Source organism: Christiangramia marina (assembly GCF_048285865.1).
Classification (GTDB): Bacteria; Bacteroidota; Bacteroidia; order Flavobacteriales; family Flavobacteriaceae; genus Christiangramia; species Christiangramia marina.
The window spans coordinates 1,154,973-1,170,222 of record NZ_JBLVTK010000001.1; the positions used below are offsets into that span (position 1 = coordinate 1,154,973).

At 39.7% G+C, this 15,250-nt stretch carries 18 protein-coding genes; 15 read left to right on the forward strand and 3 right to left on the reverse strand.

The features are described 5' to 3' along the window. Positions 1–574 (reverse strand): WD40/YVTN/BNR-like repeat-containing protein (locus ACNKXS_RS05380; RefSeq protein WP_417919955.1); only part of this gene is annotated, 574 nt, incomplete at its 3' end. Positions 575–691: 117 nt separating this feature from the next. Here ACNKXS_RS05380 and ACNKXS_RS05385 point away from each other — a divergent pair. From ACNKXS_RS05385 to ACNKXS_RS05395, 3 genes are all read left to right on the forward strand, one after another. Continuing rightward, complete coding sequence (locus ACNKXS_RS05385) at positions 692–1,984, forward strand: aminopeptidase P N-terminal domain-containing protein (protein ID WP_417919956.1); 1,293 nt, start codon at positions 692–694, stop codon at positions 1,982–1,984. A gap of 82 nt (positions 1,985–2,066) precedes the next feature. Continuing rightward, complete coding sequence (locus ACNKXS_RS05390) at positions 2,067–2,849, forward strand: alpha/beta fold hydrolase (protein WP_417919957.1); 783 nt, start codon at positions 2,067–2,069, stop codon at positions 2,847–2,849. 72 nt (positions 2,850–2,921) lie between these two features. Further along, the gene (locus ACNKXS_RS05395; RefSeq protein ID WP_417919958.1) at positions 2,922–3,173 is read left to right on the forward strand and encodes a DUF1660 family phage protein; all 252 of its coding nucleotides are present in this window, start codon (positions 2,922–2,924) and stop codon (positions 3,171–3,173) included. 167 nt (positions 3,174–3,340) lie between these two features. Here ACNKXS_RS05395 and thiL read toward each other — a convergent pair whose 3' ends face one another. Next, the gene (gene thiL, locus ACNKXS_RS05400) at positions 3,341–4,396 is read right to left on the reverse strand and encodes a thiamine-phosphate kinase (protein ID WP_417919959.1); all 1,056 of its coding nucleotides are present in this window, start codon (positions 4,394–4,396) and stop codon (positions 3,341–3,343) included. A gap of 216 nt (positions 4,397–4,612) precedes the next feature. On the opposite strand from thiL, the gene ACNKXS_RS05405 reads away from it, so the two are divergent. From ACNKXS_RS05405 to hflX, 12 genes are all read left to right on the forward strand, one after another. Then, complete coding sequence (locus tag ACNKXS_RS05405; protein ID WP_295178928.1) at positions 4,613–4,942, forward strand: HesB/IscA family protein; 330 nt, start codon at positions 4,613–4,615, stop codon at positions 4,940–4,942. Positions 4,943–4,993: 51 nt separating this feature from the next. Beyond that, the gene (gene sufB / locus ACNKXS_RS05410) at positions 4,994–6,439 is read left to right on the forward strand and encodes a Fe-S cluster assembly protein SufB (protein ID WP_417919960.1); all 1,446 of its coding nucleotides are present in this window, start codon (positions 4,994–4,996) and stop codon (positions 6,437–6,439) included. 24 nt (positions 6,440–6,463) lie between these two features. Then, complete coding sequence (locus tag ACNKXS_RS05415; RefSeq protein WP_417919961.1) at positions 6,464–6,844, forward strand: hypothetical protein; 381 nt, start codon at positions 6,464–6,466, stop codon at positions 6,842–6,844. A gap of 52 nt (positions 6,845–6,896) precedes the next feature. Then, entirely contained in the window at positions 6,897–7,646 is a 750-nt protein-coding gene (sufC, locus tag ACNKXS_RS05420; protein ID WP_417919962.1) for a Fe-S cluster assembly ATPase SufC, read from the forward strand. Between the two features lie 46 nt (positions 7,647–7,692). Next, a complete protein-coding gene (gene sufD / locus ACNKXS_RS05425) occupies positions 7,693–9,006 on the forward strand; it encodes a Fe-S cluster assembly protein SufD (RefSeq protein ID WP_417919963.1) in 1,314 nt (437 codons plus the stop codon). Between the two features lie 20 nt (positions 9,007–9,026). Then, a complete protein-coding gene (locus ACNKXS_RS05430; protein ID WP_417919964.1) occupies positions 9,027–10,265 on the forward strand; it encodes an aminotransferase class V-fold PLP-dependent enzyme in 1,239 nt (412 codons plus the stop codon). Between the two features lie 91 nt (positions 10,266–10,356). Beyond that, a complete protein-coding gene (locus ACNKXS_RS05435; RefSeq protein ID WP_417919965.1) occupies positions 10,357–10,788 on the forward strand; it encodes a hypothetical protein in 432 nt (143 codons plus the stop codon). A gap of 37 nt (positions 10,789–10,825) precedes the next feature. Continuing rightward, a complete protein-coding gene (locus tag ACNKXS_RS05440; RefSeq protein WP_141876576.1) occupies positions 10,826–11,248 on the forward strand; it encodes a SufE family protein in 423 nt (140 codons plus the stop codon). Between the two features lies 1 nt (position 11,249). Continuing rightward, entirely contained in the window at positions 11,250–11,573 is a 324-nt protein-coding gene (locus ACNKXS_RS05445) for an iron-sulfur cluster assembly protein (protein WP_026914726.1), read from the forward strand. 9 nt (positions 11,574–11,582) lie between these two features. Further along, positions 11,583–12,095, forward strand: a complete 513-nt coding sequence (locus tag ACNKXS_RS05450; protein WP_417919966.1) for a DUF2480 family protein — start codon at positions 11,583–11,585, stop codon at positions 12,093–12,095. A 2-nt stretch (positions 12,096–12,097) separates the two neighbouring features. Further along, positions 12,098–12,994 (forward strand): DUF3078 domain-containing protein, encoded by an 897-nt coding sequence (locus ACNKXS_RS05455; RefSeq protein ID WP_417919967.1) that lies wholly within the window; start codon positions 12,098–12,100, stop codon positions 12,992–12,994. Positions 12,995–13,110: 116 nt separating this feature from the next. Next, the gene (gene hflX / locus ACNKXS_RS05460) at positions 13,111–14,334 is read left to right on the forward strand and encodes a GTPase HflX (protein ID WP_417920147.1); all 1,224 of its coding nucleotides are present in this window, start codon (positions 13,111–13,113) and stop codon (positions 14,332–14,334) included. Here the strand turns inward: hflX and ACNKXS_RS05465 are convergent, their stop codons facing one another. Further along, entirely contained in the window at positions 14,335–15,249 is a 915-nt protein-coding gene (locus tag ACNKXS_RS05465; protein ID WP_417919968.1) for an oxidoreductase, read from the reverse strand. Position 15,250: the final 1 nt, after the last annotated feature.

Genomic DNA, 15,250 nt, shown 5'->3' on the forward strand with positions numbered 1-15,250 from the left:
TTTTATAGATCCCACGTTCATTGTTGGAGGAGTAGAGGTGACCAGTTACGCCCACTACCACTTCATCAGGATTTTCAGGATTGATCAGGATTCGGCTGATATGATGCGAATCGGGAAGTCCCATAAATTCCCAGGTTTCTCCCTGGTCTGCCGACTTCAATAAGCCTATCCCGGCATAGGAAGAACGTGAAGCATTCACCTCACCGGTTCCAACCCAGATCGTGCCAGAATTCCAGTCTACAGCGATATCGCCAATATTCTGCGACGGACTGTTATCCATTACCGGCGTAAACGAGATCCCGTTATTATTAGTGTACCATAGACCGCCGGTTGCATAAGCTGCATAGAACTCGGTTGGATCTTCAGGATTCACCGCAAAATCTGTGATACGGCCACTCATTACGCTAGGTCCAATATTCTGGAGCGGAATGTTCTTTACAATAGATCGCTGGTTTAGATCCTGTTTTTGTTCGAAGCCTTCCTGTAAAGCTTCTCCGCTAGTAGTAGTTTGTTGTGCAATAATAGGAGAGATCCCTATCAAAAAAGCACCAAGAAAATGGTAAGTTCTTTTCATAATTTATATTGTAGTGCTTAAAAATAGCAAAACCCGCGCATACCTAAAATTTTAAACGCCTTTAATGGCTTTTGGAGTCAAATCCCTTAATTTTGAAGAAATTGAAAAATACTGTTTATGAAATATGATCGAATAGATTCAAAACTCTTTATAAAGAACCGTAAGAACTTTATGGACAAGATGAAGTCTAAAAGTCTGGCGGTTTTTAATTCAAATGATATTTATCCAATTGGGGCAGATAGCACGATGCCTTTCCAGCAGAACAGAGATATATTTTACCTGAGTGGTGTAGACCAGGACGAAAGTATTCTGGTGTTGTTTCCAGATGCTCCGGAAGAGAAGCACAGAGAAATCCTTTTTCTAACTGAAACCAATGAACATATTGCGGTTTGGGAAGGAGCTAAACTTACTAAAGAAGATGCGTTTGATGTAAGCGGTATTCGTACAGTTTACTGGATGAAAGACTTTGAAAAAGTATTTTTTGAAGTAATGACCCAGTGCGATACGGTATACTTAAATACAAATGAGCACTATCGTGCCAATCATGATACCCAAACCAGAGATGATCGTTTTATCAAATGGTGCAAGGATAAATATCCTGCTCACCAGGTGGCAAAAGCCAACCCGATCCTGCAAAGACTAAGGTCTGTAAAGGATCCTATAGAGCTTGATCTAATGCAGAAGGCATGTAATATTACTGAAAAGGCTTTCCGTAGAACTTTAGGTTTTGTAAAGCCGGGAGTTTGGGAATACGAAATCGAAGCCGAATATTATCATGAAATGATTCGGAACAGATCGAAAGGATTTGCATACACGCCAATCATCGCCAGCGGTAACAATGCCAACGTGTTGCATTATGTAGAGAATAACCAGCAATGTAAAGCAGGTGACCTGATCCTTCTTGATACTGGTGCAGAATATGCAAATTATTCCAGTGATCTAAGTAGAACCATTCCGGTTTCAGGTCGATATTCAGATCGCCAGAAAGAGGTTTACAATGCTGTAAATAAGGTGAAAAAGGAAGCGACAAAAATGTTGGTTCCTGGAACCATGTGGAAAGAATATCATGTTGAGGTTGGTAAGATGATGACTTCTGAATTACTTGCGCTGGGACTTCTTGACAAAGCAGATGTTCAGAATGAAGATCCAGACTGGCCGGCATACAAGAAATACTTTATGCACGGTACTTCGCATCATATAGGTCTGGATACTCATGACTACGGAATTCTGACAGAACCTATGAAAGCAAACCAGGTATTCACCGTAGAACCAGGAATCTACCTTCCAGATGAAGGCTTCGGAATTCGTCTGGAAGATGATGTGGTCATTCAGGAAAAAGGAGAACCTTTCAATTTGATGGGAAATATCCCGATCGAGATCGAAGAGATTGAAGACCTTATGAATTCTTAGAAGGATTTAGAAATTGAAGTATGCAAATACCGTGAATGCCAGACTACAAATCCTGGGATTCACGGTATTTTAATTTTACACTATGATGAAATTACAATACAAAAACAATGAGATCTTTTATAAAATCTCGGGAAGTGGCCACACGAAAATTCCTTTGGTCTTGCTGCATGGTTTCTTAGAAGATATGGCGATCTGGGATGACTTTAAAGAAGGCCTGGGAAAAGAACGGCAAATAATTTGCATAGACTTACCCGGTCATGGAAGATCGAAGAATTTTTCAGGTTCGCATAACATGCAGGAAATGGCAAATATTGTAGCCGCTGTTCTTAATGATGCTGGAATACAGAAAATTAGCCTGGCAGGTCATAGTATGGGTGGATATGTTGGTTTGGAATTTCTCGATAATTTTCCTATGATGTTGAAGGATATCATGTTGATTAATTCTACACCTGCTGAAGATACTGTAGAACGAAAAAAGATTCGCGACAGATCTATAGATATTGTGGAGACCAACAAGGATGCTTTTGTAAGTATGGCAATTTCCAATTTATTTTCCGCGGAAAGTCGGGAAGTTTTTAAGGATGAAATTGATCGCTTAAAACAAGCTGCTTTCAGGCTGAATATTGAAAATATACAGCAAACGCTGAAAGCTATGCGAGATCGAAAAGATCATACTATGACTTTGAAAAAATTTAAAGGAGGTAAAACGATCATTGCAGGTATAGATGATACGCTAATCGAAGTAACTGATATTCAGAAGCTGGCAGAGGCAATAAATTCAGATCTTAAACTTCTTGAAGGAGGTCATAATTCCTGGATGGAAATGTCAGAAAAATTATACAGAAACATGCTTTTGGTCGATTAATTTAACCTTTTTACCGAAACATTAACTTTTTTTTATACTTTAGAGTCTTAGAAATCAGAAATTTATACACCTATGAATAAAAAACACTTTAGCTCTTTCTCTGTGACGAAGGTTCAATGCAACTTGTTTGGTCATAAATTAAAAGTTTCTAAAAACATCACGAACCATGTTCATGAATACCAATGCTGTAGATGCGGCATGGAAATGACCGATACTGCTGACGGACTACTCGCAAGACTAACTCCAAAATTTAAAGAAACCAACGCCTACCTGGCAAAAATCCATCAGAAGAAACAGCAGGCATTTTACGCTGAAGCTTCTTAGGCTATTATTTTAATTCGTAATTACTTCTGATCTTCGATCTTAGAATCTTCTATATTATTCCTTTCATGTTAAACGAAGGAAAAATTGCTTTTTTGACATCATCAATTTAAGGACTATCTCTAATCTAATCTAATGTTAGAATACTGGCCAAAATGGGGTTTCAGAAATCAACCCTCTTCCTTGTCCATAGAATTCCAACCTCTGGCTATTAGTGGTAGTTTTTGATTAGCGCGGGTAACCAGGTGCATGCCTTCATTTTCTTCAGTCATATGTCCGATCACTGTTAAATGCGGGTTTCCTTTGATCTTGTCATAATCTTGCTGAGCAATCGTAAACAACAATTCATAATCTTCACCACCACTCAATGCGATCGTAGTACTATCGATATTGAATTCCTCACAAACTGATATCACAGCAGGATCCAGCGGAATTTTCTCTTCGTATAAATTTGCGCCTACTTTAGAGTTCTTGCAGATATGAATGATCTCAGAGGATAAACCATCACTGATATCGATCATGGAACTTGGTTTAACACCAAGATCGCTTAAAAGTTTAGCAATATCCTTTCGGGCTTCAGGTTTTAATTGTCTTTCAATAAGATAGGTATACTGCTCAAGATCTGGTTGAGAATTTGGATTCGCTTTAAAAACTTCTTTCTCACGCTCCAGTACCTGAAGACCCATATAGGCAGCTCCAAGGTCACCGGTTACCACGAGAAGATCATTAGGTTTGGCTCCATCTCTGTAAGCAATATTCTCCTTTTTAGCATGACCTATTGCCGTTACGCTGATCATAAAACCAGAAGTTGAAGAAGTAGTGTCCCCACCAATTACATCAACATTGTAGACTTTAGAGGCTAATTGTACCCCAGCGTAGAACTCTTCCAGGGCTTCCACCGGAAACCTGTTCGATACAGCGATAGAAACTGTTACCTGGCTCGCGGTGGCGTTCATTGCGTAGATGTCTGAAAGATTGACCATAAGTGCTTTGTAACCCAAGTGCTTCAAAGGCATGTAAGCAAGATCGAAATGAACACCTTCGATCAAAAGGTCTGTACTTATTACGGTTTCTTCATCATTGAATTTCAGAACAGCAGCATCATCTCCAATAGCTTTGATCGTAGAATCAAGCTTCGGGCTAAAATGTTTTGTTAAGTGTTCGATCAAACCGAATTCACCTAATTCTGAAAGGTTCGTCTTACTTTCCTGACTATTATCAAACATGCAATGAAATTTTAGACTGCAAAAATACAAAGATAAAATGCAATTCAGAAGAAAGCATGAAAAGCTTCTGAAGCCGCAGAAATATTGCTCTGGTGACGACTTGAATTTCGATCGAAGACTTCTATGATTCAATTCTTAAAACATATTCCTAGACTATGGTAAACCGCTTGTTTTATAGTATATTTGCACTCAATTTAGAATTAATCTTTATAGCTTATGATTAAAGTTAGCGAAGAGGCTAAAAAGAAAATTTCCGTCCTCATGACCGAAGAGGGTTTCAATGCTACGGCAGACTATGTTCGGGTAGGAGTGAAGAGCGGAGGATGTTCTGGTTTGTCCTATGAACTTACGTTCGACAATAACCAGGCTGAAGGCGATAAGGTCTTCGAAGACAACGATGTAAAGATTGTTGTTGACAAACGCAGTGTGCTTTATCTGGCTGGAACTATTTTAGAATATTCCGGAGGATTAAATGGAAAGGGATTTGTTTTTAATAACCCGAACGCACAAAGAACCTGTGGATGCGGTGAAAGTTTTTCACTGTAAAAATTATGTATCGGTCACTACCGATCTTTAATTTAATTAGAATTACGAAGAATGGCATATACTGAAGACGATTTAAAGAAAGAGCTCGAAACCAAGGAATACGAATATGGATTTTATACAGATATAGAATCTGATACTTTTCCTGTGGGCTTGAACGAAGATATCGTAAGAGCAATATCCAAGAAAAAGGAAGAGCCGGAGTGGATGACGCAATGGCGTCTGGATGCTTACCGGGAATGGGAGAAAATGGAAGAGCCGGATTGGGCTAATGTAAATTATCCAAAACCAGATTTCCAGGCGATCTCTTATTACTCTGCTCCAAATAAGAAACCGAAGTACGATAGTCTTGATGAGGTGGATCCGGAATTGCTGGATACTTTTAAAAGACTGGGGATTTCACTTGACGAGCAAAAGAAATTAGCCGGTGTTGCAGTAGATGTGGTAATGGATTCAGTTTCTGTGACTACAACTTTTAAAAAGACGCTTGCTGAAAAAGGCATTATTTTCTGTTCTATTTCTGAAGCGATCAAGGAACACCCGGAACTGGTTAAAAAGTATCTTGGAACCGTGGTTCCGCAGAAGGATAACTTTTACGCTGCCCTTAACTCGGCAGTTTTTAGTGATGGTTCTTTCTGTTATATTCCAAAAGGCGTTCGATGCCCAATGGAACTATCCACATACTTTAGAATAAACCAGGCAGGAACTGGGCAGTTTGAGAGAACGCTGGTTGTTGCAGATGAAAGCAGTTATGTAAGTTATCTTGAAGGTTGTACTGCACCATCCCGTGATGAGAACCAGCTGCATGCAGCAGTCGTGGAGCTTATTGCTTTGGATGAAGCGGAGATCAAATACAGTACGGTACAAAACTGGTTCCCTGGAAATAAAGAAGGAAAAGGTGGAGTTTTCAATTTTGTAACTAAACGTGGGCTTTGTGAAAAGGGAGCGAAAATTTCCTGGACTCAGGTAGAGACAGGATCTGCAGTTACCTGGAAATATCCAAGCTGTATTCTGAAAGGTGATAACTCGGTAGGGGAATTTTACTCAATCGCAGTGACGAACAACTTTCAGCAGGCAGATACCGGAACTAAGATGATTCACTTAGGTAAGAATACTAAAAGTACAATCATCTCAAAAGGTATTTCCGCAGGAAAATCTCAGAACTCTTATCGTGGTCTGGTACAAATCAATGGTAGAGCTGAAAATGCCCGTAACTTCTCACAATGTGATTCCCTTTTAATGGGGAATGAGTGTGGAGCTCATACCTTTCCTTATATCGAAGTTAAAAATAAATCTGCACAGGTAGAGCACGAGGCTACAACCAGTAAGATCGGTGAAGACCAGATCTTTTATTGTAACCAGCGTGGTATCGATACTGAAAAAGCGATCGCATTGATCGTAAATGGTTTCAGTAAAGAAGTATTGAACAAACTTCCTATGGAATTTGCAGTAGAAGCTCAGAAATTATTAGAGATCTCGCTGGAAGGTTCAGTAGGATAATTGATTCTGAATACAACTTGATCGATGAGAAGGTTTTTTGAAATAATGATGGTGGCTATTTTGCTTGTATCCTGTCAGGATGATGAGCAAAAGGAACTGAATACCGAACCTGTAACTGCTAAAGTTCAGGATAGTCTGGAAGTGCTTCAGGGAGACTATGTTTATGTAGCTGATGCAGCAGTACTACGAGGTGAGAATTTCGTATACGGTGTTAAACAGGATTCCATAGCAATGCTACTTTCAGACAAAGTAAGCGATCTGAAATCTGATGATTTTGAAATGATCCCGGTTCGTGTTAAAGCCAAAATTCTGGCAAATCCAAGACTGGAAGGCTGGGATGAGATCATCGAAATTAAGGAGATCCTTGAAATTTCAGGAGCCAGTATTTCAGATCCAATAGAATAAATAAAAATAGAATATCAAACAATCTGCATAAGCAGATTCAGAAATAACAGACATGCTTAAAGTAAAGAATTTACACGCCAGTATTGAAGATAAAGAGATCCTGAAAGGAATTAACCTGGAAATAAATCCGGGAGAGGTTCATGCGATCATGGGACCAAACGGTTCCGGGAAAAGTACCCTTTCTTCAGTAATCGCAGGAAGAGAAGAGTATGAAATGACTGAAGGTGAAATGATGTTCGAAGGGGAAGACCTGAACGAACTTGATCCTGAGGAAAGAGCTCACAAAGGAGTGTTCTTATCATTCCAATACCCTGTGGAAATTCCTGGTGTTTCTGTAACCAATTTTATTAAAACAGCGATCAACTCTCATAGAAAGGCAAAAGGAGAACCGGATATGCCTGCGAATGATATGCTGAAAATGATTCGTGAGAAATCTGAAATGCTGGAAATCGATAGAAAATTTCTTTCCAGATCATTGAACCAAGGTTTCTCAGGAGGAGAGAAGAAACGTAACGAGATCTTCCAGATGGCGATGCTTGAACCAAAATTATCTATTCTTGACGAAACAGATAGTGGACTTGATATCGATGCACTAAAGATCGTTGCAAATGGAGTGAACAAACTTCGCTCTAAAGATAATGCGGTATTGCTGATTACGCACTACCAGAGATTACTTGATTATATCGTGCCAGATTACGTACATGTATTGGTAGATGGAAAGATCGTAAAGTCTGGAGGAAAAGAACTTGCTTACGAACTGGAAGAAAGAGGATACGATTGGGTAAAGCAGGAAACAGTTTAATACTCGAATTGAGAAATTGAATTGTTGAACTAGAAATTTGAATGTAATGGAATTGAAAGATAAATTGGTCTCGTCATTTTTAGCCTTTGAGGAAAATCTGGACCCGAACGACAATCTGGATACTTTGAGAAATGAAGCGATCAAAAATTTTGAAACGCTTGGTTTTCCTGGTAGAAAAGACGAAGATTGGAAGTATACCTCACTAAATTCGGTTTTAAAACATGATTATAGTGTTTTTCCGAAGAAAGAAGACGCGATCGAGTATCGTGATATCAAGAAGTACCTTATCCATGATATAGATACTTATGACCTGGTTTTTATCGATGGGATCTATTCCTCTCATTTATCGCAAACCACTCATGATAAGATCGATGTATGTTTAATGTCTGCTGCCCTGAATAAGGATAAGTATAGTGCGGTCATTGAAAATTATTACAATAAAGTTGCTCCTAAAACGAGTCTGAATTCGTTGAATACGGCATTTGCCAGGGAAGGAGCTTTTATACATATACACAAGAATACACAGGCAGATAAGCCTATACAGATCATTAATTTTGCCACTGGAAATGAGTCTGCGCTAATGTTACAGCCTAGAAATCTGGTTGTCGTGGATGAGAATTCGCATGTGCAGATCATTGAAAGACATCAAAGTCTTACAGATCACCCGGTACTTACCAATTCTGTTACCGAAATCTTTGCTGATAAAAGAGCGATCGTAGATTATTATAAGATCCAGAATGATAAAGCTTCAGCATCTTTGATAGATAATACGTTTATCAATCAAAAAACTGAAAGCCACGTTTCTGTGCATACATTCTCATTTGGAGGGAAGCTGACCAGAAATAATTTAAACTTCTACCAGAATGGAGAACGTATAGATTCTACCATGAAAGGAGTTACCATCATTGAAGACAAGCAGCACGTAGATCACAACACACTGGTTCATCATATCGAGCCGAATTGTGAGAGTCACCAGGATTACAAAGGAATTTTTGATGACAAATCTGTTGGAGTGTTCAATGGGAAAGTTGTTGTAGAGAAAGAAGCACAGAAAACGAATGCTTACCAGTCTAACAACAATATCCTTGCAAGTGATAAGGCGACGATCAACTCAAAACCACAGTTAGAGATCTTTGCAGACGATGTACGTTGCAGCCACGGTTGTACGATTGGGCAGCTTGATCAAGAGGCTCTGTTTTATTTGCAGTCCAGAGGTATTCCGCGTAAGGAAGCCAGAGGATTGCTTATGTACGCCTTCGCTAATAACGTACTGGAAAGCGTAAAAATTCCGGAAGTTAAGAAGCGTATCAATAAGCTCATTGCGAGCAAACTTGAAGTCGATCTAGGTTTCAATCTATAAATCATTAAAATAATAAGAGGATGAGTCAGTCAACTCAGGTCAGAAAAATAGATGTTGAAACGATCCGTCAGGATTTTCCAATTCTTGGACGTGAGGTGAATGGTTATCCGTTGATTTATTTCGATAATGCCGCGACTGCGCAAACACCTAAGCAGGTGATGGATGCAATCGTGGATTATTATTCGAATTATAACGCCAATATTCATCGTGGAGTTCATGCGCTTTCTCAGGAAGCGACAGATAAGTATGAGCAGGCGAGGATAAAAATTCAGCAACATTTCAATGCTGAACATGCTCACGAGATCATTATGACCTCGGGTACAACACATGGGATCAACCTTGTGGCGAATGGTTTTTCTTCTTTACTGAAGTCTGGAGATGAGATCCTGGTTTCAGCAATGGAGCATCATTCGAATATTGTGCCCTGGCAAATGCTGGCTGAAAAGACCGGTGCCAAGCTGAAGGTCATCCCAATGAACGAAAAAGGGGAACTGATCCTTGATGAATATAGAAATCTGATCAGTGATCGTACAAAGCTTGTCTTTGTAAATCATGTTTCCAACGCCCTTGGAACCGTGAATCCAGTTAAAGAAATTATCGATATCGCTCATGAAGCTGGTGCTGCAGTCTTAATAGACGGAGCTCAGGCTTCGCCGCACATTAAAGCTGATGTTCAGGAGCTTGATGTTGATTTTTATGTGGTTTCGGCTCATAAAATGTGTGGACCTACAGGTGTTGGAATGTTATATGGTAAACAGGAGTGGCTGGAAAAATTACCTCCTTACCAGGGTGGTGGTGAAATGATCGCTACAGTAAGTTTTGAAAAAACAACCTATGCCGGTTTGCCCCACAAATTTGAAGCGGGAACACCGAATATTTGTGGCGGAATAGCTTTTGGAGCAGCTCTCGACTATATGAACTCAATCGGCTTTGAAGAGATCGCTTCTTACGAAGATGAATTGCTTCAATATGCAACAAGCAGGCTGAAGGAGATTGAAGGAATGAAGATCTATGGGGAAGCCGAAGAGAAGACGGCGGTGATAAGCTTTAACGTAGAGGGATTGCATCCATACGATATTGGAACACTATTAGATAAAATGGGAATTGCAGTTAGAACAGGGCATCATTGTGCACAACCAGTAATGGATTTCTTCAAAATCCCCGGAACAGTACGAGCATCCTTCGCATTTTACAATACAAAAGAAGAGATCGATACATTTATGGAAGCGTTGAAAAAGGCTTTGATGATGTTGCAGTAATCTGGAACCTTCCCAATCAAATACAATGTATTTAAAAGAGGCTCCAACATGGTGCCTTTTTTTGTAATATGCTATATCTAAAATTCCAGTTATGAAACTTTCAATACTATCTTTTATTCTAATATTCTTTGCTATTAATGATTGTTCTAATCAAGGTCAGGAAGACATTGAATCCGTTAGCTATAAAACTTATACGCGCGGATCTTCTTCAACTTATACGATCACTTCGGAAGAGATCAAATTAAAAAGCACTGGAGTTCAAGCAAAGGAAAATTCAAAAGCAATCACAAAGGAACAGTGGGAGATGATCACTTCAGAAATTAAAAAAATTGATACCTCCAAACTGGAAGATCTTGAGGCGCCAACAGAGTCGAGGGCAAGTGACGCAGCTGCCCATGCTGAACTAAGTCTGATCATTGAAAATTCTGAATTTAAATCTTCTACGTTCGATCATGAGAATCCCCCTGAGGCTTTAAAACCATTGGTGCAGGCTATTTTAAGATTGGCAGAAAATGTTGAATAGCAGGTTAGCATGTCGTACTTTTGTGCAAAATTGAGTTATGACGATTCAGGAAAAACAGAATGAAGTAATTGATGAGTTTGCAATGTTCGACGACTGGATGCAGCGTTATGAATATATGATCGAACTTGGGAAGTCACTTCCGCTAATAGACGAAAAATATAAGATCGAAGAGAATCTTATCAAAGGATGTCAAAGTAAAGTCTGGGTTCATGCCGAACTGGATGGTGAGCGTTTGTTGTTCACGGCAGATAGTGATGCAATCATTACCAAGGGAATTGTTGCGATCCTGATAAGAGTATTTTCAGATCAACATCCTTCGCAGATCATTGAAGCAAATACTCAGTTTATTGATGAAATTGGTCTAAAGGAACATTTGTCTCCAACCAGAGCAAACGGACTTGTAAGTATGATCAAACAATTAAAAATGTATGCTTTGGCATATCAAACACAATTGAATTAAGATGGAGCAGGAAATAAATACACAGGAATTGGGAGAGAAGATCGTAACAGTTTTAAAGACGATCTATGATCCGGAAATTCCGGTGGATATCTACGAGCTAGGTTTGATCTATGACGTGATGGTATCTACAGATTATGACGTAAAGATATTAATGACGCTAACTACCCCTAACTGTCCGGTGGCAGAAACCCTTCCGTTGGAAGTGGAAGAGAAAGTGAAGTCTCTGGATATGGTAAAAGATGCTGAAGTGGAGATCACTTTTGATCCGCCATGGAGTCAGGATCTCATGAGCGAAGGAGCAAAACTTGAGCTTGGATTGCTCTAAAAATACTTTATGGCTGAAGAAATCGTAAATAGAATTGCCGAAAGTAAGCTGGTTACCTTTAATCTTGAAGACTTTTATCCCAAAGGGGAGCGTGTCGTTTTCGACATTAGTGGCTGGCTACTCGAAGGCTTCGTGCTAAGAGAGAAAGATTTTAGAGAACAGGCGAAAAATCATGACTGGCAACAGTATAAGGGTGCTTATGTTGCCCTTGTATGTTCTACAGATGCGATCGTACCGTCATGGGCTTTTATGCTCGTTAGTTCATACTTACAGGGTGTTGCTAAAAATACCATTATTGGAGACCTGGAAAACCTGGAAAGTCATCTTTACCAGGAAGTGATCGATCGTCTGGATGTTAGTGATCTGGAAGATAAGCCTGTAATTATCAAGGGGTGTTCCAACAAACCAGTTCCAAAAAATGCTTATATAATGATCATGCAGAAACTACAACCTGTAGTTAAAAGCTTAATGTATGGAGAGGCTTGTTCTTCAGTTCCGCTCTATAAAAAACCTAGAAAATAGTAATGAAGAAAGTTTTATCTACAGCCGTTGCGCTGTTCTTATTTGGAACTTCCTTTGCACAGGAAGAAAACGATTCTATCCCACCCAATGGATGGCAAAAAGAAGGAAATGTCCAGTTATTATTTAACCAGTCTGCTTTCAATAAAGAATGGACAGGCGGTGGAACTTCCAGTATCGCTGGAAATCTAACTGTAGATTACCAGTTCAACTATAGAAAAGATGATTTCACCTGGGATAACAGGATTCTTGGGAATTATGGACTTACAAAAGTAAAAGACGATGAATTTGAACGTAAAACGAGTGACCGTCTTGAATTGAACAGTATCGCCGGGAAGCAAATTGAAGACACGAATTTTTATTATTCATGGTTTTTAAACTTCAGAACTCAGTTTGCTAAAGGTTATGAATTTTCCGAAGATGCTGAAACCGGAGAAACCATTCGAACCGAAACTACTCATTTTCTTTCACCAGGTTATTTACAAACCGGTCCGGGGATGATGTATAAGAAGGGTGATAATTTCATGGTGAACCTTGCACCGGCCACGGCAAGATTAATCTTTGTGGACAGTGATTTCACGAGTCGTGCAGGTTATGTTGATGGGGATTACTTTGGAGTTGATGAAGGAAAAAGCACCAGGTTCGAACTAGGCGCTGCACTTACCGCTTTCCTAAGCTATGAGATCCTTGAAAATGTAGAGATGGAGCACTCACTAGCTTTATATTCTAATTATCTTGAAAACCCGGAGAATGTAGATATTGATTATTTACTGAATCTAAACATGGGTATCAATGATTACCTCTCTGCAAACCTGATATTCCAGGCGATCTATGATGATAACGCTGTTGGAGCATTCCAGATTCGTGAAGTATTTGGAGTCGGGATCAACTTCGGATTCTAGAGAAAACCTATAGATTTATCAAAAGCCCGTGAAGTTCACGGGCTTTTTCAGTTAAATTTTTGTTGAAGTATGGCGGCTTCGAATGCAGAAGCTATCTAATGATTATCTTTGTATTTATGATTGAAAAAACCGACCTGTCCTTTGAAAAAGCTGTTCTTGTAGGTATAGTTACCAAAGATCAGAACGAGGATAAACTTGAAGAATACCTGGATGAGCTGGAGTTTCTAACTTTTACCGCTGGTGGTGAAGTGCAGAAACGTTTTACGCAGAAGATGGACATGCCGAATCCTAAGACCTTTATTGGAACCGGTAAGATGGAAGAGGTGCGCGAATTCGTGGCAGAACATGAAATTGGTGCCGTGATCTTTGATGACGAACTTACACCTGCTCAGCAGAAGAACATTGAAAAAATACTAAAGGCTAAAATTCTGGACAGGACTAACCTGATTCTGGATATTTTCGCCCAGAGGGCAAAGACCAGTTACGCCCGTACGCAGGTAGAACTGGCGCAATATGAGTACTTATTACCAAGACTTGCCGGTATGTGGACTCACCTTGAAAGACAACGTGGTGGTATTGGAATGCGTGGTCCAGGGGAAACAGAGATCGAAACCGACCGTCGTATCGTTAGAGATAAAATATCTTTACTGAAGAAAAAACTGGAAACCATCGATAAGCAAATGGAAGTACAGAGAGGGAACAGAGGACAACTGGTTCGTGTAGCACTTGTAGGATATACCAACGTAGGGAAGTCTACCTTGATGAATGCGATTAGTAAAAGCGAGGTTTTTGCTGAAAATAAATTATTTGCCACGCTGGACACCACAGTAAGAAAAGTAGTGATTCGTAACCTTCCATTTCTGCTTAGTGATACCGTAGGTTTTATTAGAAAACTGCCAACTCAGCTGGTAGAATCTTTTAAATCTACATTGGATGAGGTTCGGGAAGCAGATCTTCTCTTGCACGTGGTAGATATCTCTCATGCCAATTTTGAAGACCATATAGCTTCCGTTAACCAGATTCTAACAGAGATCGAAGCTTTAGGTAAACCAACCATTATGGTCTTTAATAAGATCGATGCTTACGAGCCTGAAGAGATCAAGGAGGATGATCTTGTAACCGAGAGAACTTCAGCGCATTATACGCTCAAGGAATGGAAGAAAACGTGGATGAATAAAATGGGTAATAATGTGGTCTTTATTTCTGCCACTGAAAAAGAGAATTTTGAACATTTCAGAAAAAGAGTATACGAAGCCGTTCGTGAAATTCATATTACTCGATTTCCTTATAACAACTTCCTGTATCCGGAATATGATAAATACGGCGAGACTAAAGAATAGTTAGCTTAAAAATTTTATCCCGGTAAGATCTTCAGAAACAGCCCATAATTTTGCGGCTGTTTCCTTATTTTCAGCCTGCCTGGCAATTTCAGCTTCTGCAGGCTCACCTTTCATTTCTCTAAAGCCATCAGGTCCAATATAGCAACCACCTGCCAGTTCTTTATCCAAAGCAGCCTTGAGCGTAGGTTGTGCGCCTTTTTCCGCAGAATGAGAGATGAATGGTTCCATGGGTTTGGCCATAAGCATAAGCCATCCCGGCAAATGTCGCATCAGTTCAGTAGAAGAAACTCCTGGATGGGCGGCTAGTGAACTCACATGGCTTAAAGAATTAGCTTTCAATCTACGTTCCAGTTCCAGACTAAAGATAAGACAGGCAAGCTTGCTCTGGCCATAAGCTTTAAATTTTGAATAAGAGTTTTCACTTTGCAGATCATTAAAATCAATTTCGGCATTTTTGTGAGCGATGGAACTTAAGGTCACGATCCTGGAACTTTTCGAAGTAGTCAATTCTTCTTTTAATAGACCGGTTAGCAGAAAATGACCTAGATAATTCACTCCTAATTGAAGCTCAAAGCCATCTTCGGTTCTATGATAAGGAGGCATCATCACACCAGCGTTATTAATAAGAAGGTCAAGTTTTTCATTTTCAGATTTAAATTCTGAAGCAAAAGATCTTACCGATTTCAGACTCGAAAGGTCTAGTTCCCGTATCTCCAGTTTGGCGTTTCCATGGCAGTTCAGAATATGTTTCCGGGCTTTTTTGGCTTTCTCCAGGTCTCTGCAGGCCATGATCACCCTGAAGTCCTTTGCCGCAAGCGCCTTTGTAGTTTCGAAACCCAGGCCGGCATTCGCTCCAGTTACAATTGCAATAGGTTGTTCGTTTCTTGTGGTTTCTGAATGCTGAAATTCGTTCATG

What these genes read in the sequence shown, in the direction of transcription:
- ACNKXS_RS05385 (WP_417919956.1), top strand. Translation starts at nt 692, where the DNA reads ATGAAATATGATCGAATAGATTCAAAACTCTTTATAAAGAACCGTAAG.
- ACNKXS_RS05390 (WP_417919957.1), top strand. Translation starts at nt 2,067, where the DNA reads ATGATGAAATTACAATACAAAAACAATGAGATCTTTTATAAAATCTCG.
- ACNKXS_RS05395 (WP_417919958.1), top strand. Translation starts at nt 2,922, where the DNA reads ATGAATAAAAAACACTTTAGCTCTTTCTCTGTGACGAAGGTTCAATGC.
- thiL (WP_417919959.1), bottom strand. Translation starts at nt 4,396, where the DNA reads ATGTTTGATAATAGTCAGGAAAGTAAGACGAACCTTTCAGAATTAGGT.
- ACNKXS_RS05405 (WP_295178928.1), top strand. Translation starts at nt 4,613, where the DNA reads ATGATTAAAGTTAGCGAAGAGGCTAAAAAGAAAATTTCCGTCCTCATG.
- sufB (WP_417919960.1), top strand. Translation starts at nt 4,994, where the DNA reads ATGGCATATACTGAAGACGATTTAAAGAAAGAGCTCGAAACCAAGGAA.
- ACNKXS_RS05415 (WP_417919961.1), top strand. Translation starts at nt 6,464, where the DNA reads ATGAGAAGGTTTTTTGAAATAATGATGGTGGCTATTTTGCTTGTATCC.
- sufC (WP_417919962.1), top strand. Translation starts at nt 6,897, where the DNA reads ATGCTTAAAGTAAAGAATTTACACGCCAGTATTGAAGATAAAGAGATC.
- sufD (WP_417919963.1), top strand. Translation starts at nt 7,693, where the DNA reads ATGGAATTGAAAGATAAATTGGTCTCGTCATTTTTAGCCTTTGAGGAA.
- ACNKXS_RS05430 (WP_417919964.1), top strand. Translation starts at nt 9,027, where the DNA reads ATGAGTCAGTCAACTCAGGTCAGAAAAATAGATGTTGAAACGATCCGT.
- ACNKXS_RS05435 (WP_417919965.1), top strand. Translation starts at nt 10,357, where the DNA reads ATGAAACTTTCAATACTATCTTTTATTCTAATATTCTTTGCTATTAAT.
- ACNKXS_RS05440 (WP_141876576.1), top strand. Translation starts at nt 10,826, where the DNA reads ATGACGATTCAGGAAAAACAGAATGAAGTAATTGATGAGTTTGCAATG.
- ACNKXS_RS05445 (WP_026914726.1), top strand. Translation starts at nt 11,250, where the DNA reads ATGGAGCAGGAAATAAATACACAGGAATTGGGAGAGAAGATCGTAACA.
- ACNKXS_RS05450 (WP_417919966.1), top strand. Translation starts at nt 11,583, where the DNA reads ATGGCTGAAGAAATCGTAAATAGAATTGCCGAAAGTAAGCTGGTTACC.
- ACNKXS_RS05455 (WP_417919967.1), top strand. Translation starts at nt 12,098, where the DNA reads ATGAAGAAAGTTTTATCTACAGCCGTTGCGCTGTTCTTATTTGGAACT.
- hflX (WP_417920147.1), top strand. Translation starts at nt 13,111, where the DNA reads ATGATTGAAAAAACCGACCTGTCCTTTGAAAAAGCTGTTCTTGTAGGT.
- ACNKXS_RS05465 (WP_417919968.1), bottom strand. Translation starts at nt 15,249, where the DNA reads ATGAACGAATTTCAGCATTCAGAAACCACAAGAAACGAACAACCTATT.